We start from the raw sequence: 26726 nt of genomic DNA, 5'->3' as shown, positions 1-26726 counted from the left end.
TCAGGCGGGGCTTTGTATTTAATTCAGTCGGATTAGGTTATTTTACTTTTTTGATAATCACGTTGAAATCCACACCGGCTACAGGTGTTTTTTTCCAGCGCCCACTCTCTTGCCTGTAGGTGCCGCCGTTAAATAAACCAATTGCAAAAGATGGATCAGCGCCCTGAATGGTTTGTAACCACTCGATAGATACCAGGATGTTCTTTTTGAGGGCGATGTTGTAGGGAGCAAGGTCTACCGTTATCTTATTTTTACCTTTTGGAATATAGCTGATAATGTCCTGTTTAACGTAATTATCTCCTACCGATATTTCGTTGTATTCGTAAACATTTACCTTAAATGGTATGCTGTCGCGGTAGTTATTGGTTACATCAAAGCTAAATTGTAAAAGCTGCACCTGTTTATTGCCGGCATCCATTTTAATGGCCACCTGGTCACCTTTGACAACGTCGAAGCTACTGTTTGACGAACCGGTGCGCGGCTTATTACCAATGCGCTTGGTTTTGTCTTGCGCGTGTGATGAGGCAATTGCGGCAAACATAAATAACGCGGCAAATGCAATTGTTTTTAGTGATGGTAGTGATTGGATCATGTTGTTTTTGTGTTGTTACTATTTGGTAGACGATAGATGGCGTGCAATGGTTACAAATGTTTTTTTATATAAATATGTTCTCTATTTTTATAGCATACCGTTTAGCAGCTTATGAAACAAGTTTTTTTGTGCATTTTAATGATGTTGCCATTGATGGTGTTAGCGCAACAACCCTTTAAAATTACAGTAAGCGGTGATGCATATAAGAACGGGGACAAAATTTACCTTGTTTACAAGGCTGGCGATAAAGTAATAACCGATACAACTATAGTAGCCAATAACATTATTGAATTTAATGGCAGCATAACCGGCCTGGCAAAAGCAACTATATATAAAAATGAAGACCCCAGGGTTATAGAAGTGTCGCACGACGCAATTAGTTTATATATAGAGCCGGGTAATATTTTGATAAAGCATAATAATAACCCTTACCTAATAAAGTTATCAGGCACCCCAAATAATAACGACTTTAATGAACTGGATAACTTACTAAGGCCCTTTTATTCGCAACGGACAGATGTTGAAAGTAAATATGAAGCGTTAACACCCGAGCAGCAAAACGACATTAATAACAAAGCCGTGTTAATGGCCGCTTTAAAAAATATATTTAACCAAATGTCAACCGTTCAATTGGCATTTGTTAGCAGGCATCCAGGGTCGTACATAAGCCTGGTTACATTAAGGCAAATAGTAGACAATGCCGATCTGCTGCCACAAATTGACGCGGCTTATACCCGTTTAACGCCCACGTTAAAGCAAAGCCCTTTGGGTGCGGATATGGCGCGTATCATTGCCGCAGCAAAAGCATCAGCAGCAGGATTGGCAGCTAAAGATTTTACCTTGCCCGATGCCAAAGGGCGGCTTGTAAAATTGTCAGATTTTAAAGGCAAGTATGTTTTGGTCGACTTTTGGGCGTCGTGGTGCATCCCCTGTCGGGCCGAAAACCCAAATGTCATGATGGCCTATCAACAATATAAAGACAAGGGCTTTACCGTTTTAAGTGTTTCTATTGAAGATGCTGATGAAAAAGCCAACTGGTTAAAAGCAGTTAAAGCTGACAGATTAGTTTGGACCCAAGTGCTGGATGGTAAACCTGAGAAAGAAAAAGTAAAAACCCTTTATGGAGTTACCACCATACCTGCTAATTTTTTAATTGACCCATCAGGTAAAATTATTGCTAAAGATCTACGAGACAAAGTACTGCTAAATAAGCTGGACGAACTATTAGGTAAACACTAAGGCACCCCGCCTTATTAATTACCTTCCCAATTAGCTAATTTACCTGCAATCGTTCCATCTCTTTGTGCATCGTTGGTAACCCTTATAACGGCTGCCGACCCCAGGCGACTTTCTAACTGACTAATAAAAATACTGCGTGTAGCTACAGGATGGCCCGGCGAAATATAAGTGCCGCCACCGTTTTGTTGCGAACCAATACAGCCAATACCCCAATTATTTGCAGTAGGAGGACTAAATACACCAAAGTCAACAGATGCCGTACAGTTCCAGAACATTACTTGGGCACCTGTCCATCCCTGGCCTGTCCCGGTTTCTCTGCGATTTGTTACCCGAAGTTGCCCGCCCGAAATGTTATCAAAAAGGATACCGGTAGCCCAACGATGGTGGGGGCCGGTTTCTGCGAATGTTGCAGTGGCAAGGCCGTCCAAGAAAACGTTTGGCCCGGTCACACGGGCACCTGTTACAAAATCATGGCGTCCGCCGCGTGTATAGCAACGCTGAATTAAATTACCCATGCCGCCTGCTATGTAAAAAGAATATCTTCTGCTGCCGACAGGCTGTGATTTTGGATCTAATACAGCACAATCTTGCACAAGGTTAAAATCCGACTGGTTATAAATGCCCACACAACCAAAAGCAAAATACTGGCTTGTTACATTTTTAACCCAGCAATTAGTTGCCCGCGATAACTGTATGGCCGTCCATGCATGATTCTCGTCTTCGTCGGATGCGTAATACGAACGCAGCCGCATATTTTCAATGGCACTATGAAAAACCCGCCCCGGAACTGATGCTTTAGCTATATAACCACCACCCCAAGGCTTTTGGATACCATCAACTACGGGTATATCTATCCATATAGCCGTTGGGTCAACCCTTTTAACTATTCGTAAATGCTGCATTTTGTAACCAGCTGCTGTCCAGCCGTATTCAGCCATTTTAATCGTATTTATCCATGCATCATTGGGGGTTTTAACCAAAACTATCGTATCACCTACATTATATCCTGCTGTAGTAGCTACCGGTATTTTTGTAGCACCTACCCTAACCGCCGAATCGGCAGCAACCTCCAGCGGTGAGCCTATTTCCTGTATATCTTGCCCGCCTCCAATAATTTTCATAAAGGTAAACGCCCTGGCTCGCGGTTCTTTTGAGGTGGATATAACTACTGTACCACTATCTGATTGCCCCTCACCGCGTAGTATAACTCCGCTTGCAGCAATAACAATTTGGCCGGCAGTTTGATATGTCCCGGCCTTAAGCAAAATCGCCCCGCGATAACCATTCACTAAAGGCATAGCCGATACTTTGTCAATTGCTTGTTGTATCCGGACGCCATCGTCGCCGCTACCGGGCTTTAAGGTAACTTTAACATCAACCTGTGGTACGGCTTTTTCGTTCCTTTCAAACCCTGCAAAAGAAAAATCAGGAATTTGCAGCTGCCCGTCGTCCAACGACAATAAGCGCTCCAATTTCTTTTGTTCTAACTCCGATGAAAAGCGCTCGCGTTTACATGAATTTGCAGTCATGCCTACAATAGCGAGACAAAAAATTATTAAAAAAAACGAAATATTTTTTCTCATGAAGCGGTATCACCTAATAATTTAAGCGGCGTAAGTTGCAAAAATCTTTGTAATATTAAAAACTACAATTATTATTACAACAGCCCATTTACATTATTTATATGTTAACGCGGCATAAAATAGCTATATGGTGATGTTTTATTCCCGGTAGTTGTTATAAATGCCTTGACTGATAACCCCTAACGAATACACTGGTGGCAACCAACACTACATTAGTGGCTAATATTATCAGCAAATAGATCATTGCATTGCTATGGGGCATCGCACCAAGGTAATCTAACGGGGTGGCTCTTTGGGTGATCATGTAAGTAAGTAGGAAGAAAAATACTTCGAACAATTTTTTACCATCGCTAACAATCCCCAGACATACCGCCAACAGAACAATAAAGATAGCCCCGTTGCAAATATTGAAAATGGCGTACCAGTTAAATATCATTGCATACCTTGCTATTAATGGCAGACTTAATGTCAGCGCCAATATAATACCAGCAATTACCTGGGCAGGCAGCATACGCTGCAATGGCTTATAAGAGGCATAAGTAAAGTAATGCAACCTGTTTGTTTTTTCTTTTGTAGCCAATTCAGATAAGCGCGTTACCTGCAAAAACCAAAGTATAGGCAACAAATACAAATGACCTATAGCTAATGGTGCAAAAAGCATACTTATTGATAAGCCCGCATTAATAAGCCAAAACCATTTGGAGCCTTTGCGCAGCATTAATAAAAGTTCAGTTTTTATAAAGGGGATAATGCTATAATTGGTAGTTACCAATGGTAGGTTAGCCATGGTTATACCACCTTGCGGCATTAAGTTTTCGTGGTTAATCTGAGGCGACGCCATTGCCTTTTTCTTTTTTCCGCTACGTTGCTTAATATCAAAGCGATGAAAGAAAAAGGACGACGAGTATACCAACCCTACCGAAATACCCACCCATAGCAGGCGGCTAATACAAAAAACAGGGCTAAAACTGATGCCCTCCCAAACGAAAGTTTTAAATGCGTTATGACTGTGGAAAGTAAAACCAAAAGAAACTTCGGTTATGTCGGCATGGAATTGATTGTTCACCAGATTTTTTATACTAGCAGTCATGGTACGTAACCCAAATGGATCGGTTATGATGCCAAGGGTATCATTTTGTTCACCGTTAGCATGCGCTACGATCACCCCAAAAAGGAAAACAAAAAGGATATATTGTAAAATACTTTTTCGACCTAAAAAAACCTCGCCAACTATAGCAATAGCCGATATCAGTAATAATGCCGGCACTGCTAACAGCAAAAAGGGCACTATAAATTTACTTATGATAAAAGGGTAATCGCCGCTGCGTACAAAAAACATGGCAATGCTAATAACAAATGTGCAACCCATTATGGTAAGCAGTACCAAAAAGTTGCTAAGGCATTTACTTAGCAGGTATCCAAAGTTGCTGATAGGTGTAGTTGCTACTATCAAACCCACTTCTGTGTCAATGTCTTTTTTTATACCGCCAGTAACTAAAAAAAAGCCCCATAGCGAAAGCATTACGGTTGTCATCATTGCCGATACATTACCTACCCATGCCGAATTGTAAACGCCTTTATAACCAACTACGTTTAGTGTAGTATATGGTGCAGAGGGCGGTGGCACAAAGGAGTATGCAGCATAAATGGTTACAGCCATAGTTATTAAAAAGCTATAACTCCGTGTTCGCTGTAAATAATCTGCCTTTATAATGCTGTAGATATATCTCACGGTTAGGCGTTGCTTTGCGTTAAAAATAAATAAGAATCTTCAAGGGTAGCGCTTATGGCAACAGAGCTATCCTCAGGCACGTCCGAACGTAAAATATACCTCACCTTTGTTTTTTCTTTCTGGCGGCTGGTATCAATAACCAATTGACGCGTTTTTAACGCATTTAAACCCGGAGTATCTATAACCGTTTCAAATACACGACCTTCAACTATTTTAACTATATCAGGCTGTATGGCTTTCGCCAGCAAAGTGCCATTCTTCATAATAGCAACCTCATCTGCAATGGTTTCAATATCCGATACGATGTGCGATGAAAGTATAATGATGCAATCATCGGCCATGTCTGATATTAACTGCCTAAAACGCACGCGTTCTTCCGGGTCAAGGCCAACGGTGGGCTCGTCAAAAATTAACACCTTAGGGTTGTTGAGTAATGCCTGCGCAATCCCAATACGCTGTTTCATACCACCCGAATATGTGCCGATGGGCCTTTTGGCATCGGCAGTAAGGTTAACACCATCCAGCAGCATATCTATTCGACTACGAAGGCCTTTGCCGCCAACGCCTTTCATAGCCGCTATATATTCTAAAAACTCATAGGCATTTAAGTTGGGGTATACACCAAAATCTTGCGGCAGGTAGCCCAGCACTTGACGTATTTTATCAGGATTGTTTACAATATCCACACCATCTAAAAACAACGTTCCGCGGGTGGGCTTGCTAATAGTAGCAATTATTTTCATAAGAGTTGATTTGCCCGCGCCATTTGGCCCAAGCAATCCCAATACGCCTTTATCAATAGTTATTGAATAATCGGACAGGCCAGTTTTGCTTTTATTGTATTGTTTAGTAAGGTTTTTAATTTCTAAAGCCATGCAATTATATTCGTATGCTGCTATGACCTATTTTTGAAGATTAAGTTACAGTCTTATTTTTATTTAGGTATAGTCTCATTTATTAACCTGGTAATAGCCAAGGCTTCATTGCTGATTATTTCGGCATGGGTTGTTTTTAATGAACAAGCCTTAAAAACGCCGCCAATATGATTTTTCCAGCCAAAAAAATCTCCTTTGTCCCATAAGTGCGACCTGCCTGCCTTAACATAAAGGCAGTTATTAATGGTTTTATAATTTTTTACTTGTGCAAGCATATAAGTAATACCTTCAATAAACGAGTTATCTGCAGGGGCTTTAGGCTTTACTTTAAATAGTTTCGCTTTTAACAGAACGGCGGGCAAGCCATAATCTCCGGCATTGATTATATGCCATGCCATTGCCTTTATAAAGGTTTTAAGTGTGTACTTAAAATATACCTTCTTCATGTCGAAATAGTTGTAGGTATCAATTAATATGCACCATGTTATTTGCGGCACTACGCAGGCTAATTGCTGCGCCATATAGCCATCAAAACTATGGCCCATTACTATACTACCATTTTGCACGCCTACTATCTTTATCATTGCAGTCATTATAATGCTACTACCATTGGGTAGCTGGTGGCTTTTTCGCAGATCATAATAAATAATGGTAATGTTAAATCGTAAGGATAGCGAAGTATCTTTAAAATGCTTGTATTTATTACCCGGCGAATTATCTAAGATATATAGGTTTTGCCTGCCTTCCAGATGCTTATTTAATTGGTGTGTTGCTACCAACCCGGTGCTATTATCGTATGCTCCGCTTAGATATAAACTTAATTTTGCAGCCGTGGCATGGTACAAAATAGCGAATGATGGAATCCTGATATTTAAGCTCTGCTCTATTTCGGCAATGCAAAGCAAGCTCGTGAACGAGTCGCCACCCAAGTCAAAAAAATCGCTATTTGCACTTACTTTATCAAGTTCTAAAATCGATTTAAAGGCAGCAATAATAACATTTTCGATTTTATTAACACTTTGTGGGCCTTCCGGTTGCTCTATCTCTATCAAATCCTTAATGGGCATGGCTTCCAAAGTCTTTCTGTCAATTTTCTCAGAATGCGTTGCGGGCAGTTCGCGCACTCTAATAAAAAATTGGGGGATATGCGTGGTCGGCAAATAAATACTGATGCGCTCTTTTATTTGATTGCTGCATACGTCATCCCCTGCCTTGAAAAAACAGACGAGCCTGGCTAAGTTACCCATAGTATTATTTATAACAACAGCGGCTTGGGTAATGCCGTTAACTTTCTCTACCTCATCCTCAATATTTTTAATATTAAGTTTAATACCATTAAGTTTAATTTCGCTTTTAGTGCGTCCGGCGTAAAAAAGATAGCCCTCCTCATTTAAATAACCCAAATCACCCGTTTTGTATTTTATAAGATTGCCATTGCGACTAAATTGCGCCAGGTTTTCCTCCGTCAGGCCGAAGTACCCGTCGGCAATATACTCCGATTCAACCACGATTTCGCCAATGCTGCCTACAGGCAGTATCTGATTATTTCTATCTGCAATAAAAACGTTTTTGCCATTAACCGGCTTGCCAATAGATGCCGTGTAAGGTTGCTCGGTGTTATCGTTTACTATCTTAAGATCGGTGATCGTTCGCGTTTCGGTTGTAGCATAGGCTATCTGTAGAACAGCACCAGCTGCAAACTTATTCTTAAAGTAAGCTATCGTAGTATCCTTTACCGGCTCGGCACTTATTGATACAAATCTGATAGAAGGGATATGCTTTAATGTCTCGTTTATTTTGCAAATACCTTGAAAGGTGGTTACAGATATTGTACTAAAGGTAACTCCGTTTTGCTGCCAAAAATCAGCAAGCCCAGTTAAGCCATGCTCTTTTACATTATAAACGCACAGCCGGGCACCGGTTAACAGCGCAGGGAAAACACAGGATAATGCCGCGCTAAAACTTAGCGAAAAAACAAAGTCGAGTTTATCTGTGCTGGTGATTTGGTTTTGCTCAATCTCGTTTAGTAATTGGCTGTATATACTGTAATGGTTATGGATAACTAATTTTGAGGAGGCTGTGCTACCCGATGTAAAATAGGCGCACAGTTTATCATACGGGTCTATCTTAGGAAGGCTTGTAGTATTGGATGTATTATATTTCAGGATGTCTTCTATCAACACCGCCTGGTACGATTGGCCAAGCTGGCTATCGGCAATATATAGCCCCAAGGGCAAATTTCTTTCTGCCAAAAAAAACGCATTATTATCACTTGTTACCGATAGGTAATAATTGCCTGAAAGGATCACACCTATCATAGCTATGATATGTTCTATGGTATTATTAACCTCAATAGCAATACAACTGCGCCTTATGTTTTTATCAGCAATAAAATTCGCTACAACAAGGCTTTGATCTAACAATGCCTGATAGCTTATAGATTGCTCGCCCAGGCTAACTGCAATATTATTTGGAAATGCTTTACAGGTGGTTAACAGCTTAGTTACAATATTCATAAACCATAAACTTTTGCTGTACGGTCATTTTTAGTTTAAGCATGTTTTGCAGGCTAATACTATCATCGTAGGCCCAGGCCACAATTTTTTTTGAATTATTTAATGCCAGCGATTGCTGAATACGAAAAGCAAGGCCGCTTTTATGATAGCCATGGTTTCTAAATTCGGGCATAATTGCCCCGCCGGCCAGCAAGCTTTCATCGTTATGGTGATATAAAACATTTATCCCTACAAAATCAAGATTATGCTGCAGCACGTATAACGATATACCGGGCTTATTTAACAGGGTGCCAAAATTGTCTAACACACTATCTGCATTGCGGTTTACCGCCCCAAAGCCGTTTAAATATAAACGGGTAAAAACGGCTAAATTATTTTGTGTAACCGGTACAAACGCTAAACCCGGCATTATTTGCTGGTGGCTAAAGCTGTTTGGCAGCAATACTGTTTTGGCAATAGTGGCTTTATGGGCGTAACCACTGTTAGTTAATAATAGGCCATTATCCTTGTGTTTAGCATCAACTATTAACTGGTGTTTAGCTATATCTTGCTGAAGGTAAAAGGCTTGAATGTTTTTAAGTTGCTCTTCAGTAAAAGGCTCATCATTATGGTTAAAGGCGTAATTAAAGTAACCGACCTCGGGGAAAGACAGCAGCGTGTAGGGTGCAGCTTCGAGCACTTTAATATTATTGGCTTTATTAACCGAATACGACATCAATCGCTCGAAGTCGTATTTAAAGATCAACTGCATATTTAATTAGGGATAGGGCGCGTCAAATTTAAATATTAGCCTGGTATTAACAAGTAGTACGTGGCTAAAATACACGTATACGTATTTGGCGCTAATTAGATATATAGAAAATGCTGCAGAGATGTTGATGTTTTATTTTACCGGTACCAGTTTATAAACGCCATCAGCCTAACCGTAAATACCGAGCCATTTTTTAGCTGATAATCGGTAACTATGTAGGGTGTGCTATCGGCCTGTATAAGTTTAATTTGTTTGGTTTTTAAATCAAGTGTGTAGTAACCGTCAATGTTTACCGCGGTATCAAAGCCAAAACTCTGGTAAAAAGTAACTACATCGTTTGTTATAGCGGCATTGCCTTAAATAGTATTAGTCCGGCATTTTTATAACAGTAGTATGTTTAGGCGGGTTAAATGTATCGTCCTTTTTGTACAGGCGCAAATAAGCAGGATGTTAGCTGATAAGTAAAGGTATTTTTCATAAAGGAAATGTTTAACCAAATATATTGCCTTAAACGATGAGCTTAGTTAAGTAATTATTATTGTTACATAAATATATACTATGCCCTTTTATCATCGAAAACTCAGTTTTTAAGCCAAAAAAAACATTTTATACCTTATAAGGTTAAGCTATCAGAAACCATACGGCAGTTACTAACACTAAAAGCGTGAAATTACGGCAAGCCACTTTATTAAAATTTTTACTATTTACCTTGTTTATAGGCTTTAATGCCATTGCCTATGGGCAGATAACCCTTCCTGATACGATAAAAGCTGATTCGTTGCACGCCGACTCTGTGAAGATAAGGCAGGAGGCTAATGCACTCGCAAAGCAGTACGATATTGGCAACCTTTTCAACGATATTTTTCATCCTCATAAAAAACCCGACTCGGTACGTAAAAAACCATCGGGCATAACCATTATTCCAAATATCGCGTCAAACCCAAGCATCGGCTCGCAGTTAGGCATAAAGGCGGTTGCAGGCCGTAAGTTAGGCAACGACCCTAATACGCTGCTCTCTGTAGCTGCAACATCAGCATCTATCACTACCAAGGGCATTATTTATTTTTATGTTAACCACAACGTTTATACACCCGGTAATAAATGGAATTTTCAGGGTAACCTGGTAGCGGCACTAACAGTTTCGCCCGATTTTGGGTTAGGTATAGGCAAGGCATCTACGGGCAGCGAAGCCGACCAGATACTGGCCAACCCCGAGCGAAAGGGCCGGGCGCTACACTCGCAATATTATAATTTTAGAGAGAAGGTATATAAAGAGGTGCAAAAAAACCTGTTTTTAGGTGCGGGCGTATCATTTGATATTCGCCGAAAAATAGAAGACAGATCTTCAACCACCGACTTAACGCCATACAATATCTATAGTGATAAACATGGCTTCGATCGCGATAGCTATATGGCAAACGGCCTGCTGTTTAATGCCCAGTATACCACGCGCGACAACCAAAACCGCGCCTACAAAGGTATTTATGCCGATGCCGGTTTCCGTTTTAACGAAACATGGATGGGTAGTAGTAAAAGCGCCGTGCAATTTACTACTGATTTCAGAAAATATTTCAGCCTGTCATCCCGTAACCCCGAACATGTATTAGCCTTTTGGAATTGGGGATCGTATTTGTAAACTGGCAATGTGCCCTACCTGGAGTTACCCGGTACCGCAAAAGACGCAAATTTTAGAAGCGGGCGCGGCTACGTAACCGGCTACTTTAAAGGCACACAGTTTAACTATTCGGAAGTAGAATACCGTTTCCCGATATTAAAAAACAAATTTATAAGTGGGGTTACCTTTTTTAGCATGCAAACCGCTAATGATGAATCGGGTACCACACTTTTTGAGAAATGGCAGCCCGGCGGCGGTGGCGGCTTACGTGTGCTGTTTAACAAAGCCACACGCACCAACTTATGCTTAGATTATGCCTGGGGCAAGTACGGCTCACGCGGTTTTTTCCTGGGGCTAAACGAAGCTTTTTAAGCTAAACATCAATATTAGATACTGGTTCTGTAAGAATCAGAAAGCCCCGGGCATATTCAGTCTGGGGCTTTTTGATCAAAAAATAAAGGCGTTTAGCTTTTTATACGCACACCTGTGGCATCAAACATGGCCATTAGGCTACCGGTAACATTATCTTCATCCTTTTTTGCGAGCGTTAACGAAAGATCGTACGACTGAATAGTAAAGTAAAGGGTAATTTTATCATCCTTTAATTCGGTTTTTGTAAGCGGCACTTCTGCTTTGGTCTCAGGGTCGGTGTAGGTTCCTTTGATCGTTCCGGCTGAATCGGCAAGTGTAAACAAGAAATGTACATCACCCTGCGGGGTACCCTTAATTAATACATCCCATTTTCCCTTAATGTAGGTAGATGTTACCTGGGCGTTTGTTTTTACTGCAAAAATCAGCGTTGCTACTACTATAGCGGCAAATAATTTAAAAGTTTTCATCGTTAATAGTTTAAATTTTGTTTATTTATTGGTGATGGTGGTTGGTTATACCACTGCTACTAACATACAAAACATAGATGACAAAACTAACGCCAACCCTGCTAAAAACTAAACAACATTTTGATATACTTGATGGCTTACGTGGCGTAGCTGCTTTGGCTGTAGTATGTTTCCATTTTATGGAGGTGGCTTATACAGATTACAGCAAAAATTTTATAGGCCATGGCTTTTTAGCCGTCGACTTTTTTTTCTGCTTATCGGGCTTTGTAATAGGTTATGCTTATGACGACCGTATAAGCAAAATAGGCATTTGGGAATTCATTAAATCGAGGCTCATCAGGCTGCATCCGCTGGTTGTTTTAGGCGCGGTACTTGGCGTACTTACCTTTTTGTTCGACCCCTTAGTTGGGCCACCCGCATCCTATACCGCAGGCAAAATATTGCTGATATTTTTAAGCTCGATACTAATGATACCCGATGGTGCCATCACCGAGCGTTATTTTAACCTGTTTAGTTTTAATGCCCCGGCATGGTCGCTATTTTGGGAGTATGTAGCTAACATTTTCTATGCTCTTGTTTTGTACCGTGTTGCACGCCGTTACCTCCTCATATTAACCATACTATGCGCGTTACCCATTTGTTATATAGCCTACAATACGGGCAACTTAATGGGAGGCTGGGGTATCCCTAACTTTTGGGATGGTGCAGCGCGTATTGCCTATTCGTTTTTGGCAGGGCTGCTTGTTTACCGCTCTAACTGGATCATCAAAAACAGGCTGGGCTTTTTAGGCCTGTGTGTGCTGTTGTCGGCGGCCTTTTTAATGCCCTTTGGCAAATGGAACTGGATAACCGAGCCATTTGTGGTATTTTTATATTTCCCACTGCTTATTGCGTTGGGGGCCGGCGCTGTACTATCGCCCGGTCTAAAAAAGATATGCGTGTTCTCGGGTAATATATCTTACCCCCTTTATATGACACATTATGCTGTAATATGGTTTTTCGCCCATTATAACAATAGATACAAACCCGCCCCGGGGCAGCTATCGCTTATAATCATAGTGAGTATGATATTACTGGTGGGCTTTGCCTGGCTGGCATTAACCTTTTATGATGCGCCTTTACGCAAATACCTTAGTAATAAAAGGAAACAAGCTTAATCATTTAAAATAAACTACCTTGCGTTAAATGGCAGACTATCTAACACTATTTAAAGATTGGGTGATACGCTTAGGCGAAAAACACGAGGTTGACCCTTTAATATTGGGCAGCCTGTATTTGATAAGTAAGCTATGCTTTTTCTCATTTTTAGGATGGACGGTTAAGAACCTGCGCGCCAAAAGGCCTATACTTATCCCGTTATTACTTGCGTCGGTAAGTTTTAGCCTGCCTTACTTGTACATGGTAATAGCCGGGCGCAATATATCGGTATGGGTATATGTATGTATAGGGTTAATGTTTGTATACGGCGGCTATTCCATCTGGAAAAAAATTACCGAGAAACCTATAACCAACCTCCCGTTATTATTGGCAGGTTCAATAATAAGTGTTTTGTCGCAATTTACCCTATAAACTGCCGCTATAATACCTTGCTTAGCCCTTATGCCGTCGTAAATTGCGTTATAAATTAATTACGATGAAAATAGTAAGAGTACATTACACCACCACCCATGAATACGCGGCTACTAATGCCGAAAATATTAAAGCTGTAGTAAAGGAATTAAAAACCATAAACCGACCGGGTATTAAATACAGTACTTATGTATTGCCAGATGGTAAAACCTTTATGCATTTTGACCAACTTGAAACCGAGGCAGACCACGAGTTTTTAACATCGCTGGCATCTTTTAAAAAGTTTGCTGATGAATTGGAAGCCAGCGGACTGGAAGCTGAACCCAAACTGGAGTTGCTGAGTTTAGTAGGCAGTACAGAACAGTTTTGGGATTAGTTACTTAAACCAAGGTTTAAATTGTAATTTAGTGATGCCTTATAACCAATTGCAACCATGGCCAAGCGTATTACTATTATTACTTTTTTAGCCTTAGTCGCTTTAGTTACCCCACTTTATGGGCAAGATGTTTACCAGGCTTACCGTGCCCAATGGCTGGCCAAAGCAAAGCAGTATATACCGCCGTTAAAAGAGACCATCAAACAGCCGGTAAGTACTGTTGCCTTGGTCAAAAACCCCACTGCTTTCCAGGGATGGGAAGCAAAAAAGACGGATTCATTAGACGTATTTTATAATGAATCGTTCCAAAAAAGAAAAACGGTAATACTTGATTTTGGCGAGCACTTAACCGGCTACGTAAGTTTCGACCTAAAAGTACTTACCGGCACTGCCGATGCGCCATCGCGGTTTAAACTAACCTTCGGCGAGGTACCCATCAGAAATTGCCACACCATTTGACCCATATCCCGGTGGCTTAAGCCGCGCCTGGCTCCAGGATGAAGTGGTAACTGTTATGGATGTACCCGCAACTGTAACTATCGAAAGGCGCGTTGCTTTTAGGTACGTAAAAATTGAGCTGATGGGCAGTTCTCAAAATTTCAGCTTTGCTATAGCTAATATACAATGTAAAGCGGTTAGCTCTGTTGCTACCCAGCCCGCGGCTTTGGCGCAAACAACCACGCCAGAAATTACCGCTATTGACGCCGTTGGATTGAAAACGCTTAAAGAATGCATGCAAACTGTTTACGAGGATGGCCCCAAACGTGACCGTCGTTTGTGGATTGGCGACCTATATCTGGAGTCGTTAGCTAACAGCTATTCATTTAAAAACTACGACCTGACTAAACGCTGTCTTTACCTGCTGGCCGGGCTTAGCGGCAAAAAAGGGTTCCTGATGGGTACTGTATTCGAAAAACCCGAGCCCCACCCGCAGGAGAACCAATATTTAATGGACTACGCCCTCTTATATAATGTAGCCCTTAAAGAGTATTTATCCGCCACTAACGACCAGGAAACCGCCAATGACCTATGGCCGGTGGCTAAGAAACAACTGGAGATCATCAACAAATATTTGCTGCAGGATGGCATGATGGACTATGAGCGCGCCAACAAAGAATGGTGGTTGTTTTTTGATTGGAAAGACCGGCTGGATAAACAAGCGGCACTACAGGGCTTGTGTATTTATAGCTTAAAGCAAACGTATGGGTTAGCCAAAATGCTAAAACACGAAGCCGAGTTGCCCCAAATACAGGCGACAATTAAAAAAATGTCGGTAGCTGCAAAGCGCAATTTATACGATGCAAAAACAGGTTTGGTTTACAGCGGCACTAAGCGCCAGGTATCATACGCCTCGCAAATTTGGTTTACGCTGGGCGATGTATTAACATATACCGAGAGCAAACGCGCCTTGCTAAATGTTGTAAAGCAAAAAGACGCCTTATACCCCGGTGCGCCATACTTATATCATTATTATGTGCAGGCACTTGTTAATGCGGGCCTTAATACCGAAGCTAAAGCAACAGTATTAAACTACTGGGGCGGCATGGTTAATAAAGGCGCCGATACATTCTGGGAAGTGTACGACCCCAATAACGAATATTTATCGCCCTACAACTTTTTCCCGGTAAACAGTTACTGTCATGCCTGGAGTTGTACGCCGGTTTACTTTATACGCAAGTATCCGCAGATTTTTCAGCAGTAAACCAGTTAATGCGCTTTTAAATACGATCAAAAAAAACAGCGAGCTTTCGCATTTTACCCAAGGGGATGTTTGTCAGCTCATCCTCCATTAATTGCCAGCGCCAGTTATTGCCGCTTTCGCCGGCCGGTGTATTCATCCTGCTTCGCTCATCCATGCCAAGCCAATCTTGCAGAGGCACGATGGTGCAATTACAAACAGATGCCATAGCAAGCCTTATCATGGTTTTGGCCACATTTTTTTCGCTTATATCACCCCTCGAGTACTTTTCTAAATTTTTGATTGCTTTTTTGCCGGCATCATGCCTAAACCAACCCAGTGTGGTATTATTATCGTGCGTACCGGTATAAACCAGCTGCCCCGGCGTATGGTGATGCAGTATATGGCCCGACTGTGCCATATCATCACCAAAGGCAAATTGCAATACCTTCATCCCCGGCAGGGCAAATTTATCTTTAAGTGCATAAACGTCATCATCTATTTCTCCAAGGTCTTCGGCTACCAGCGGCAAATTGGGTAAGGCAGCTAACAGTGTATTAAAAAGGCCCTCGCCCGGACCATTGATCCATTCCCCGTTTATAGCGGTTTCTTCTTGTGCAGGCACGGCCCAATAAGCGGCAAATGCCCTAAAATGGTCAAGCCGTAGCATATCGTACCATTGCAGGTTTTTTTTGATACGGTTTACCCACCACTCGTATTTTTGCTCTTTTAATTTTTTCCAATTATACACAGGCATGCCCCAGCGTTGTCCGTTGCTGTTAAAATAGTCTGGCGGCACGCCGGACACATTGATCATTTGCAGGTCTTCATCCAGACCGAATATATCCGGGTTAGCCCATACGTCCGCCGAGTCGTAACTAATGTAAAAGGGTAGGTCACCAAAAATGCTAACCCCCATTTTATTACTATATTCCTTTAGCTTTTTCCAGTGGCGGGTAAATATAAATTGCAGCCATTTAATCTTTTCCAATGCCTCAGTATGTGTTTTGGATAAATCAGCTAATGCCTTTTGGTCCCTGAATTTGAATTTATCGGGCCACTCATTCCATGGAGCCTGACTATGCTGATCTTTTAAAAAGCAGTAAAGCGCATAATCGTCCAGCCAGTACTTTTCCTGCGTGCAAAACGACTCAAAATCTTGCTTTAGTTGTTCGGACGGATGGGTGCTGTAAACAGCCCAGGCCTGGTCAAGCAAGCCTCGCTTAATTTGCTCTGCTCTTTCAAAATTTACTTTCCCGCTTTCTTGCTGATCGTACTGACTAATGTCGTTTAAGGTTAATAACCCGTCTTCCACCAATACTTCCGGACTTATCAATAGGATATTCCCTGCCTGGCTTGATGTGGAACTATAAGGCGAAAAAGCACTATCTGCACTTACCGAATTGAGCGGCAGAATTTGCCAATACCGCTGATAACTGCTTTTTAACAGGCTAACAAAGCGCCTGGCTTGTGGCCCAAGATCGCCGATGCCAAACTTTGATGGTAAGGACGTAATATGCAGCAAAACGCCCGCGCTGCGGGGATTTACCGATTTGCTTAATTGCAGTACGGCTACCGGTAGCTCCTTTAATAATTTGCTTATTTTTATTTTATTGTTAACTACGCCACTTGCCTTTGTAAACACGTTTTCGTAACAAACAGGTGCATCAGCGGGTAAATGCACATAGGTATCGTGCAGGTCGGCATTTGCCCGTATGGGTACAATGGTTACAAGCCATTTATCATCATAAACTCTTGCAAAAGCAATTGCCTCATCCTTGTGCTTGCCGCTAACGGTTAAAGGAATATAATCGCCGTTTTCAAAAACATCAACAAATTTTGTCCTTAGTTGCAAAAGGTGCTGCAACAGCCAGGCTTTAATATGCCCGTTAAACCTGTTTTTCCAAAGTTTCTTTATATCAGCATTATTGTCATCAATAAATTTTTGCCTTATCTCATAATCAACAGGCCTGCGGTTATCCGGGTCAACCATGCTCAGGTCCCACAGTTCGCAGCCCTGGTAAATATCGGGTATGCCGGGGCAGGTAAGCTTTAAAGTAAGCTGGGCAAGCGAATTTACAATACCCAAATCGCTTACTTTTTGATGGAAGCTTTCAAAGTCAACCCAAAATGGCCGCTTTGTGTCTAATAGACCTTCTACAAAATATTTGGCAGCATCTTCATAATCTTCGTTTGGTTCGGCCCAGTCGGAATGGCGCTTTGCTTCGCGAAGTGTTTTTTCCAGGTAATCGTTCAAACGGATTATAAAGCCTTCTGTATCCTCGCCTGGCATTGGGTAAACACCAATAAGGGTTTGGTAAATAAAATACTCGTCGTTGTTATCAGGTGCGCCGCCTACCTTTAACTCAGCATTCATAGTTTGCCACTCGGTAACCTTTTTTATCCATTCATCGCTAAGGTTGCTGAGTACATTGAGCCTGGCCCGTGCGCCCTCGCCGCGTTTGGTGTCGTGTGTGGCGGTTGCGTTAAGCGATAACGGCCATTGCAAACGGCGCTGCATCATCAGCGCATGAAGGTCGTCCACAGGAAGGCCAAACGTATGTGGCGAATCGCCTACTTCGTTATGATCTATAAAGCGGTTGTAGGTGTACATTAAAGTATCTTCTACACCTTTTGCCATTAATGGCCCGCTAAATTGCATGCATCGCTGGTAAAAACTTAATGCTCTTTGGTTATAGCTGTCATCTCCCTCTGTAATGAGCGGTTGTAACACCTCTCCTTTAACATCTTCCAATATTTTGCTTAGCTCCTGCTTTTCGGCCTCGGCCAGCGGCAAGCTATTGCCATAAAAGCGATAAACAGGCAGGCTCACCAGTACCCGGGCAATTCCGTTTTTTATAGCATCGCGGTTAGTCTCATCTCCTAATCCTAACCCAATAAAGTAGCTGGCAAGGTTTTCCAGTTCCCCATTCATGTGCCTGGTTAGTATCAGATTTTTTTTATCGTGTATCTGTTGGCTCACCGGTTTTTTTTTGCCGGTAAGTTCCTGGTAAAATTGGGTGAATGTTTTTTCGCTTTTGCGGTTGGTGAACAGGTTATTAACTTGCGCTAAAAAGTCATATCCTGTTGTGCCTTGTATAGGCCAGGCGGGTAATTCTTCGCCTGATTCTAAAATTTTTTCTACAACAATATATGTTTTATCGCCGGCAAGTTTGCGCAGGCGCTCTAAATATTGCTGCGGGTTATATAAGCCGTCTATATGGTCTATACGCAGGCCTTGTATAATATCTTCCTGCAGTAAGGTTGCTATCAATTGATGAAAATGGTCAAATACTTCCTGGTGTTGTATATTGATACAAATAAGGCTATTTACAGTAAAAAACCGCCTGAAATTGATGATTTCATCTGTTTCTTTCCAATTACATAAGCGGTAAAATTGCTGTTTTGCAATGGTTAATAGTTTGTCTTTATCCTTGTTTAGCTCATTTAAATCTGCCGGGGTTAGGTTTGCGGTCGAGGTTGAATTGAGGGGCCACTTTTGATCAGCATAGCTTAAAAAGTAATCGTTCTCTTCGCTGATAATTTGCAGCTGGTCATTTTGTATAACGGTTTCCAGGTCATCACCCAAAAACGGAACCATAATGGGGCCTTTAAAAAAAGCTTCATCGGCAAGGCTTTGATCAAAGTAGTTACGATAAGGAGATTCGGGGCCATTTTTTAGCAGATCCATTAACCATTTGTTATGGTGATGAAAAGCCATGTGATTGGGCACAATATCTTGCAGCCAGCTTATACCAACCTGCTTTAGTTTATTACTTACCTGTTTTAACTGTGCTAATGTGCCTATCTCGGGGTTAATGCTAAGCGGGTCTACCCCGTCATAGCCGTGGTTGCTGCCCGGCACAGCATTAAATATGGGCGAAGCGTACAGTGTTTTTACACCCAACTTAGCCAGGTAGGGGATGATCTGCTCCAGGTTTGCAAAGGTAAAATCTTTATGAAATTGTATACGATAAGTTGATATCGGGTTAAACATGTTAGTTTGTGTAAATAATTATCGACTCGGGTTGCAGTATGTTGCCGGGATGATCCTCGTTCTCAGCTGAATCTAATGCAATCTTTAGGTCTCCGGCGGGCATATCAAACTGCTGCTGCTGTTTAGAAAAGTTCATAAAGCAATAAACACGGTTATCGCCCTCACGGCGGTATAGGGTTAAAGTTTGTTGATCTTCGTTATAACTTACCGATAGGTTTTTGCGGTTAGGGTTGCGCAATGCAGGCAGGGTTTTACGTAGCTTAATAAGCTTTTTGTAGTACTGCAGCATGTTCGTTTGTTGCGCATTATTCTGACTTTCCCAGTTCAATTTAGACCTTTCAAAAGTTTCGGCAGCTTGAGGGTTCGGGGCTTCGCCTTGTGCATGAAAAGCTTTGAATTCATCCTTACGGCCCTGCCTTACTGCTTGTATCAGTTGCTCATCGGTATGGCTTACAAAGTATAAGAAAGGGTTTTGCTCACTGTACTCTTCGCCCATAAACAGCATAGGCAAATAAGGGCTTACCATTACCGCCGCAGCCATTAGTTTTTGCATTTCGAAGCTAAACAAGGTGCTACTGCGTTCGCCCAGCATACGGTTACCCACATGGTCGTGGTTTTGAGAAAATACTACAAATTGCCTGCCCGGGTTATCTGTTTTGGTGCCAAAGGTTTTCTGCCGCTCAGCCGAATATATACCATCATATACATAAGCATCGCGGTACGATTTTGCCAGGTGTTTTATCCCTTCAAAATCTGCGTAATAGCCGTTGCGATCGCCGCCTGCAGTTACCCGCAAGGCATGATGAAATTCATCTATCCATTGCGCATCCATGCCGTAACCCTCTTCGTTTACAGGGTTGATGAATCTCTGGTCGTTCAAATCAAACTCGATGATGAGGTAATGCGAACGCCCCGTTTCGGCCGTTAGCTTATCTACGGCCTGGCGCATCTCTTTTAAAATATGTTTGGGGCTAAAATCTTTTATGGCGTGCACGGCATCTAAACGCAAAGCGTCTATCTTAAAATCGCGGAACCACATGAGTACGTTTTGTACAAAGTAGTTGCGTACCTCGTCGCATCCGGCATCATCAAAGTTGATGGCATTACCCCATGGCGTTTGATACTTGCTGGTAAAGTAAGGGCCAAATTGGTTGAAGTAATTACCCTCGGGCCCCAGGTGGTTATACACCACATCCAATATTACAGCCAGCCCAGCATTATGGCAGGCATTTACCAGTTGCATCAGCCCATGGGCTCCGCCGTAAGTATTTTGTACCGCGTAGGGGAAAACCCCGTCATAGCCCCAGTTGCGACTGCCGGGAAATTGGGCAACCGGCATTAGCTCTATGGCGGTTATGCCTAAGCTTTTTATATAGTCAAGTTTCGATTCTATCGCCGCGAAAGTACCCTCGGGGGTAAATGTGCCGGTATGCAACTCATATATCAGGTAGTTTTCTAAAGCAGGGTTTCGCCATTTAGTATCGCTCCACGCAAAGTTATTTAGGCTTATGGCCTGCGATGCACCATGCACACCATCAGGTTGCGCACGCGAGGCCGGGTCCGGCAGTTTTTCATTATCGTCTAAGATAAAGTAGTAACGGTCGTTGGGTTGTACATCCGGTGTTTTAAGCGTCCAATATCTCCGTATGCCTTTATCAAGCGGCAACGTTACATTTCTTTCGGGCAAGTATATAGCAGCCTGCTGGGCTTTTGGGGCCCAAAGTAAAATGCTGGCTAAACCATCATCTAAAAAAGTGATGCCCGGCTGCTTTTTTAAAATATCTCCGTTTGCTGCCATCTACACAATTGGGTGATGTAATAAAACAATTGACCTGCCCTCTACCAAAATACTTTTCTGCTGGTTTAAGGTTTGGCCGGTAGCATCAGGGTGTGCAGTATCTAAAACTACCGTCCAGTTACGCATAATAAGCTTTTCGGGCAATTTGTATTCCAAAGCGCCGTGATGGGCGTTAAACATCACATAAAAATCGTCATCAGTGATCAGCTCGCCTTGTGTGCCTACCGAATGCAGCCCATGGCCATTTAAAAAAACACCAAGTGAACGGGCAAAGTCGTGGTTCCAGTTCTCGTCCTCCATTTCGGTGCCTTCGGGTAAAAACCAGGCAATGTCTTCCAGCCCCTTGCCTTTTACCGGCTGACCCTGAAACCACCGCCTTCTTCTGAAAATGGGGTGGTCTTTTCGCAGTTTAATAAGGTTTTGTGTAAACGATAGCAACTCTTTATCGGCAGATGCCCAGTTTAACCACGATATTTCGTTATCCTGGCAATAGGCGTTGTTATTGCCTTGCTGGGTACGGCCAAATTCGTCGCCGGCCACCAGCATGGGTACACCTTGCGATAAAAACAGTGTGGTTAACAGGTTACGCTTTTGCCTGTTGCGCAATTCATTTATTTCGGGGTCGTCTGTAGGCCCTTCCACACCGCAGTTCCATGATCTGTTATGGCTTTCGCCATCGTTGTTGTCTTCGCCGTTGGCCTCGTTGTGCTTTTCGTTGTACGATACCAGGTCGTTTAGTGTAAACCCATCATGCGCCGTTATAAAGTTGATACTGGCTGTTGGTTTACGATTATTGTCCTGGTACAAGTCGGGACTACCGGTAAAACGCTGGCCAAATTCGCCCAGCATGCTATCGGCGCCTATCCAGTAATCGCGTATGCAATCCCTGAATTTACCGTTCCACTCGCCCCATCCGGGCGGGAAGTTACCTACCTGGTAGCCGCCTTCGCCTATATCCCAGGGCTCGGCAATTAGCTTTACCTGCGATATAATAGGATCCTGGTAAATAATGTCGAAAAAGCCGCTTAGCCTGTTTACCTCATGTAGTTCGCGGGCAAGGGTAGCGGCCAAATCAAACCTAAAACCATCTACATGCATTTCCAATATCCAGTAGCGCAGGCTGTCCATAATATAGCGCAGCACGTTAGGCAACATGGCGTTTAATGTGTTACCGGTGCCGGTATAATCGCTATAATAGCGTTTATTGTCGTCTACCAGCCGGTAATACGATGCATTATCTATCCCTTTTAAAGATAAGGTTGGCCCCATGTGGTTGCCTTCGCCGGTATGGTTGTATACTACATCCAGTATAACCTCTATCCCTGCTTTATGCAGCTCTTTTACCATTTGTTTAAACTCCTGCACTTGCCTGCCGGGCTCAACATCACCAGCGTATCGTATATCGGGCGCAAAAAAGCCAATGCTGTTGTATCCCCAGTAATTGGTTAAGCCTTTTTCAACAAGGTGGCGGTCGGCAACAAACTGGTGTACCGGCATCAGCTCAATGGCGGTAATGCCCAAATCATGCAGATATTTGATACAAGCAGGATGGCCTATGGCGGCATAGGTGCCTCTTATCTCTTCGGGGATGTCCGGGTGTAATTGTGTAAAGCCTTTTACATGCGCCTCGTATATTACCGATTGATGGTATGGGGTACGCGGGTGCTTGTCGCCTTCCCATGCAAAGTGGCTATCAACAACAACCGATTTTGGCACAAAGGGCGCGCTATTGGTTTCACTAAAACTCAGGTCCTCTTCAGGGCTGCCCAGTTCGTAACCGAATAATGAGTCGTGCCAGTCTATCACACCCGAAATTGCTTTAGCATATGGGTCTATTAATAATTTATTTGGGTTAAACCTGTGCCCGTTTTGGCAATCGTAAGGGCCATGTACACGGTAGCCATATAATTGTCCCGGTTCAATATCGGGTAAGTAGCAATGCCATGTTTGATGAGTGCGTTCTAAAAGGTGTATGCGTTCTTCTGTCTGCGTATCATCTGTATTGTTAAACAAACACAATTCAACACCTGTAGCATTTTCTGTAAAAACGGCAAAGTTTACGCCGTTGCCGTCCCAGGTTGCGCCCAGCGGATAGGGTTTGCCGGGATAAATCTTTCTCGCCATATATATAGTAAACAAAGTAGCTTAAAAATGTTTTATTAGTTATAAATTTTCTTAGAACGATAACAAATGGACTAAAATTTGTTGTTTTGCATTTAAATGCCATCCTATCTATGAGAAAAGTAATGCTAATAAGTACAGACGAAACTGTTATTGATTTGTTTACAAAAATTCCCGGTTGTTAAATATCGAGCTTGATGTGTTTAGCTCGTCCGGGGATGTGTTGCAGGAAATAAGGCAGCGAAAACCCGACCTGCTGGTGATTGATTTTATATTGAATGATGATAATGGCGGTGGATTATGCCACCAGGTAAAATCGGATATGCAATTGCACGAGCTGCCGATAATATTACTATCAGAATACACTACTTTAGACCGTATTGCCTCTAAATTTGGCTGTAGCACGGTTGTAAACAAGCCGATAAGCCAACCCGATTTATATGAGAATATAAACAACCTGCTACAGCAGCAAGCTGTTAGTTAACCAAAACCTTAATTTTTTTGGTAACAATTATAAATTATCGTTGTTGGTATGGTAATTTATAATAGATCCATGGAAAAACACGTCTATCAAACCGGTTTAATAGGCAATTGCGCGTTTCTTGCCCACATCAACAAAAACACTAACATCGAATGGATGTGCTGGCCCCGGTTTGATAGTCCGTTTGTTTTCGGCAGCTTGCTGGATTCAAAAAAAGGCGGCGAGTTTTCTATTTTACCAAAAGGAGAATATACCACCAAGCAGTTTTATTTAGAAAACACCAATGTATTACGTACCGAGGTGACCTGCGCGAACGGTAAGTATCGCGTTACCGATTTTGCACCACGCTTTTTTAAAAACGGGCGGTATTTTAAACCGCTAATTCTTATTCGCAAAATTGAACCGATAGAGGGCACACCACACATTATTGTTAAATGCGACCCGGTATGCGATTATGGCCGGGCAAAGCAAGACCGCCTGCAGGGCAGCGACTCGATAGAATATACCGGCTGCGGCGAAAAAATGACGCTGACGTCTAACATCCCGCTTACTTATTTAATGGATGAAGAATACTTTTCGCTTAACGAAACCAAATACCTGCTGCTAAATTATGGTGCCGAACTTGACGGCTCTTTAAACAGTATATCAGAAGAGTATCTGCGCGAAACGATAGATTATTGGCGGCTTTGGATAAAACACTCGTCTATCGCTACATTTTATCAACCCTATGTTATCAGGGCAGCACTGGTTTTAAAAATTCATCAGTATGAAGATACGGGCGCCATTATTGCGGCAAGCACCAGCAGCTTGCCCGAATTCCCCGGGAGTGAGCGCAACTGGGATTATCGTTATTGCTGGCTGCGCGACACTTACTATGTCTTAACATCACTAAACCACATTGGCCATTTCGAAGAGATGGAACGATACTTTAACTATGTAACCGATATTTCTTTTTCGGAGAATGATAGTTTCCGCTACCAGCCTTTATATAGCATAACCGGTAAAAAGGACCTTACCGAAACCATTATGACTCACCTTGATGGCTATATGGGCAATAAGCCTGTGCGTATTGGCAACCAGGCTGCCGAGCATGTGCAAAATGATATTTACGGGCAGGTGCTGATATCGCTTTTACCGCTGTATAACGATCACCGCTTTGTATTTAGCGAGCGTAAAGATTCGGACAAGTGGATAGCATCTATATTAAGCAAGATAGAACGGACCATTGATGAAAAGGATGCGGGAATATGGGAGTTTAGGAACATAGCGCATATACATTGCTACAGCAACCTTTTCCAATGGGCGGGCTGCTGCGCGGCAGAAAAAATAGCTTTAACCATAAATAATACCGAGTTGGTAGAAAAGGCCCGCTCGCTTAAAGAAAGGGCAGCGGCACATATCGAAGCCTGCTATGATCCGGAACGCAAAGTTTACACCCATGCCGTAGGCAGCCCCCATCTTGATGCCAGCACCCTGCAACTGATAATGATGAATTACCTCGACCCGGCATCACAAAAGGCAAAAGACCATTTAATTGCCCTCGAAAACGAACTTAAAACGGAGGGTGGCCTGTTTTACCGCTATATACACAGCGATGATTTTGGCAAACCAAAAACTACATTTTTGATATGTGCATTTTGGTACGTTGAGGCCCTGGCCTGTGTGGGCCGCATGGACGATGCCATACGCGAATTTGAAAAGCTGCTGAAATATTGCAACCACCTGCTGTTGTTTAGCGAAGATGTTGACGAGCAATCGGGCAGCCAATGGGGTAATTTCCCCCAGGCCTATAGCCATGTGGGGTTAATGAATGCCGCTTACCGCATAGCCATAAAGCTGGACAGGCCGATATTTTTATAAATGGAGAAATACATCAACATATGGTCGAAACAATTACCGCCATGGCTTTGGAATGGGGTAATTATTGCCTTTGTGCTGATCATTGGCTTTATAATAAACGCTTTCGTAAAGCTGCTTTTAAACTATTATAAAAATAAAAAAGACGGGGAGTACTCGTTTTTAAGATCATTTGTAACACACTTTAGCCGGCCATTAAACCATTTTATACCTCTGCTGGTACTAAATATATTGTTGCCTTATTTTTCATTAAAAGATGTATATGCCGACGATGTAAAAAAATGGCTGGGGATATTTTTGCTGATATCATTTGCCAGCTTATTATTAAACGCTATACGTATACTTGAAGACTATGTGTATTACAAGTACGATTTTAACAAGGCGGATAACTTTAGAGAGCGAAAGATAAGGACGCAGTTACAGTTTATAAGAAAGTTGGCTACCGCGCTCATCATCCTTATTACCCTATCGCTGATACTGATGAGTTTTGAAAGTGTAAGGAAACTGGGAGCGGGCCTGCTTACAGGTGTAGGTATTGGCGGTATCATTATTGGTTTTGCGGCGCAAAAATCGCTGGGGAACTTGCTGGCCGGTTTCCAGATAGCGTTTACACAACCCATACGCATTGATGATGTATTAGTTGTTGAAGGCGAGTGGGGCAAGGTAGAAGAAATTACCCTTACCTATGTGGTGCTAAATATATGGGACCAGCGCAGGCTGATACTCCCTATTAATTATTTTATTGAGAAGCCTTTTCAAAATTGGACCAGAAGCACATCCGAACTATTGGGCACCGTTTTTTTGTATGTTGATTACAGCGTACCAACCGATGAACTCAGACAGGAACTAACACGCTTATTAAACGCATCTGAACTGTGGGACAAGCGCGTTGGCATATTACAAGTTACCGATGTCAAAGACGGCACGGTTGAGCTACGGGCGTTGGTAAGTGCTAAAAATTCATCAAACGCATTTGATCTGCGCTGCTATGTGCGAGAGCACCTAATACAATACCTGCAACAGAATTTCCCGGGTAGCCTGCCAAAAACCCGTTTGTTAAAAGAGGCGGAAAATAGCTGATGCTATTTACATTATATTACAAGGTTG

The 26726-nt window shown here is 42.4% G+C and carries 16 protein-coding genes and 3 pseudogenes; 9 read left to right on the top strand and 10 right to left on the bottom strand.

The features are described 5' to 3' along the window. Positions 1-37: 37 nt before the first annotated feature. A complete protein-coding gene (locus FFF34_014135; GenBank protein ID TSD65025.1) occupies positions 38-592 on the bottom strand; it encodes a hypothetical protein in 555 nt (184 codons plus the stop codon). A 111-nt stretch (positions 593-703) separates the two neighbouring features. Here FFF34_014135 and FFF34_014130 point away from each other — a divergent pair, with 111 nt between their 5' ends. Continuing rightward, positions 704-1831, top strand: coding sequence for an AhpC/TSA family protein (locus FFF34_014130; GenBank protein ID TSD65024.1), 1128 nt, complete (start codon positions 704-706; stop codon positions 1829-1831). 14 nt (positions 1832-1845) lie between these two features. Here FFF34_014130 and FFF34_014125 read toward each other — a convergent pair whose 3' ends face one another. The 5 genes from FFF34_014125 to FFF34_014105 form a co-directional block, all read right to left on the bottom strand. Further along, positions 1846-3360 carry a hypothetical protein gene (locus FFF34_014125; protein TSD65023.1) on the bottom strand — a complete coding sequence of 505 codons (1515 nt, stop codon included), beginning with the start codon at positions 3358-3360 and terminating at the stop codon, positions 1846-1848. A 208-nt stretch (positions 3361-3568) separates the two neighbouring features. After that, positions 3569-5074, bottom strand: coding sequence for a hypothetical protein (locus FFF34_014120; protein TSD65022.1), 1506 nt, complete (start codon positions 5072-5074; stop codon positions 3569-3571). A gap of 74 nt (positions 5075-5148) precedes the next feature. Beyond that, complete coding sequence (locus FFF34_014115; GenBank protein ID TSD65021.1) at positions 5149-6021, bottom strand: ABC transporter ATP-binding protein; 873 nt, start codon at positions 6019-6021, stop codon at positions 5149-5151. 59 nt (positions 6022-6080) lie between these two features. Beyond that, positions 6081-8537: a non-ribosomal peptide synthetase gene (locus FFF34_014110; protein TSD65020.1), complete on the bottom strand. Its 2457-nt coding sequence runs from the start codon at positions 8535-8537 to the stop codon at positions 6081-6083. Further along, positions 8521-9288: a hypothetical protein gene (locus FFF34_014105; GenBank protein TSD65019.1), complete on the bottom strand. Its 768-nt coding sequence runs from the start codon at positions 9286-9288 to the stop codon at positions 8521-8523. The genes FFF34_014110 and FFF34_014105 overlap by 17 nt, the downstream gene beginning before the upstream one ends. Before the next feature lie 709 nt (positions 9289-9997). Between FFF34_014105 and FFF34_014100 the strand changes: the two are divergent. After that, positions 9998-11275, top strand: a pseudogene (locus FFF34_014100) (BamA/TamA family outer membrane protein). A 92-nt stretch (positions 11276-11367) separates the two neighbouring features. On the opposite strand, the gene FFF34_014095 reads toward FFF34_014100, so the two are convergent. Next, positions 11368-11742 carry a hypothetical protein gene (locus tag FFF34_014095; GenBank protein ID TSD65018.1) on the bottom strand — a complete coding sequence of 125 codons (375 nt, stop codon included), beginning with the start codon at positions 11740-11742 and terminating at the stop codon, positions 11368-11370. 77 nt (positions 11743-11819) lie between these two features. Between FFF34_014095 and FFF34_014090 the strand changes: the two genes are divergently transcribed. The 4 genes and pseudogenes from FFF34_014090 (at position 11820) to FFF34_014075 (ending at position 15389) form a co-directional block, all read left to right on the top strand. Continuing rightward, entirely contained in the window at positions 11820-12899 is a 1080-nt protein-coding gene (locus FFF34_014090; GenBank protein TSD65017.1) for an acyltransferase, read from the top strand. A gap of 28 nt (positions 12900-12927) precedes the next feature. Next, positions 12928-13218, top strand: a pseudogene (locus FFF34_014085) (hypothetical protein). 157 nt (positions 13219-13375) lie between these two features. Then, on the top strand, positions 13376-13687 hold the full coding sequence (locus FFF34_014080; protein ID TSD65016.1) for a hypothetical protein: 312 nt from the start codon (positions 13376-13378) through the stop codon (positions 13685-13687). 57 nt (positions 13688-13744) lie between these two features. Continuing rightward, positions 13745-15389: pseudogene (locus FFF34_014075) on the top strand (Bacterial alpha-L-rhamnosidase). A gap of 16 nt (positions 15390-15405) precedes the next feature. On the opposite strand, the gene treY reads toward FFF34_014075, so the two are convergent. From treY to glgX, 3 genes are read right to left on the bottom strand one after another with little or no spacing between them, the layout of a single operon-like run. Continuing rightward, positions 15406-19362, bottom strand: a complete 3957-nt coding sequence (treY, locus tag FFF34_014070; GenBank protein TSD65015.1) for a malto-oligosyltrehalose synthase — start codon at positions 19360-19362, stop codon at positions 15406-15408. A 1-nt stretch (position 19363) separates the two neighbouring features. Then, positions 19364-21160 (bottom strand): malto-oligosyltrehalose trehalohydrolase, encoded by a 1797-nt coding sequence (gene treZ / locus FFF34_014065; GenBank protein TSD65014.1) that lies wholly within the window; start codon positions 21158-21160, stop codon positions 19364-19366. Continuing rightward, positions 21161-23284: a glycogen debranching protein GlgX gene (gene glgX / locus FFF34_014060; GenBank protein TSD65013.1), complete on the bottom strand. Its 2124-nt coding sequence runs from the start codon at positions 23282-23284 to the stop codon at positions 21161-21163. 175 nt (positions 23285-23459) lie between these two features. Here glgX and FFF34_014055 point away from each other — a divergent pair, with 175 nt between their 5' ends. From FFF34_014055 to FFF34_014045, 3 genes are all read left to right on the top strand, one after another. Next, positions 23460-23765: a response regulator gene (locus tag FFF34_014055; GenBank protein TSD65012.1), complete on the top strand. Its 306-nt coding sequence runs from the start codon at positions 23460-23462 to the stop codon at positions 23763-23765. A 69-nt stretch (positions 23766-23834) separates the two neighbouring features. After that, positions 23835-25622 (top strand): glycoside hydrolase family 15 protein, encoded by a 1788-nt coding sequence (locus FFF34_014050; protein ID TSD65011.1) that lies wholly within the window; start codon positions 23835-23837, stop codon positions 25620-25622. Further along, positions 25623-26699: a mechanosensitive ion channel gene (locus tag FFF34_014045; GenBank protein ID TSD65010.1), complete on the top strand. Its 1077-nt coding sequence runs from the start codon at positions 25623-25625 to the stop codon at positions 26697-26699. It begins immediately after the preceding gene. Positions 26700-26726: the final 27 nt, after the last annotated feature.

Source organism: Inquilinus sp. KBS0705, assembly GCA_005938025.2.
Classification (GTDB): Bacteria; Bacteroidota; Bacteroidia; order Sphingobacteriales; family Sphingobacteriaceae; genus Mucilaginibacter.
The sequence above is the reverse complement of the archived record's forward strand: the minus strand, read 5'-3'. Positions and strand labels throughout refer to the sequence as shown.

Excerpts from the sequence above, each read along its gene's own strand:
- FFF34_014120 (TSD65022.1), bottom strand. The coding sequence starts at position 5,074 with ATGGCTGTAACCATTTATGCTGCATACTCCTTTGTGCCACCGCCCTCT.
- FFF34_014115 (TSD65021.1), bottom strand. The coding sequence starts at position 6,021 with ATGGCTTTAGAAATTAAAAACCTTACTAAACAATACAATAAAAGCAAA.
- FFF34_014095 (TSD65018.1), bottom strand. The coding sequence starts at position 11,742 with ATGAAAACTTTTAAATTATTTGCCGCTATAGTAGTAGCAACGCTGATT.
- FFF34_014050 (TSD65011.1), top strand. The coding sequence starts at position 23,835 with ATGGAAAAACACGTCTATCAAACCGGTTTAATAGGCAATTGCGCGTTT.
- FFF34_014130 (TSD65024.1), top strand. The coding sequence starts at position 704 with ATGAAACAAGTTTTTTTGTGCATTTTAATGATGTTGCCATTGATGGTG.
- FFF34_014135 (TSD65025.1), bottom strand. The coding sequence starts at position 592 with ATGATCCAATCACTACCATCACTAAAAACAATTGCATTTGCCGCGTTA.
- FFF34_014090 (TSD65017.1), top strand. The coding sequence starts at position 11,820 with ATGACAAAACTAACGCCAACCCTGCTAAAAACTAAACAACATTTTGAT.
- FFF34_014045 (TSD65010.1), top strand. The coding sequence starts at position 25,623 with ATGGAGAAATACATCAACATATGGTCGAAACAATTACCGCCATGGCTT.
- treY (TSD65015.1), bottom strand. The coding sequence starts at position 19,362 with ATGTTTAACCCGATATCAACTTATCGTATACAATTTCATAAAGATTTT.
- FFF34_014110 (TSD65020.1), bottom strand. The coding sequence starts at position 8,537 with ATGAATATTGTAACTAAGCTGTTAACCACCTGTAAAGCATTTCCAAAT.
- FFF34_014105 (TSD65019.1), bottom strand. The coding sequence starts at position 9,288 with ATGCAGTTGATCTTTAAATACGACTTCGAGCGATTGATGTCGTATTCG.
- glgX (TSD65013.1), bottom strand. The coding sequence starts at position 23,284 with ATGGCGAGAAAGATTTATCCCGGCAAACCCTATCCGCTGGGCGCAACC.
- FFF34_014125 (TSD65023.1), bottom strand. The coding sequence starts at position 3,360 with ATGACTGCAAATTCATGTAAACGCGAGCGCTTTTCATCGGAGTTAGAA.
- treZ (TSD65014.1), bottom strand. The coding sequence starts at position 21,160 with ATGGCAGCAAACGGAGATATTTTAAAAAAGCAGCCGGGCATCACTTTT.
- FFF34_014080 (TSD65016.1), top strand. The coding sequence starts at position 13,376 with ATGAAAATAGTAAGAGTACATTACACCACCACCCATGAATACGCGGCT.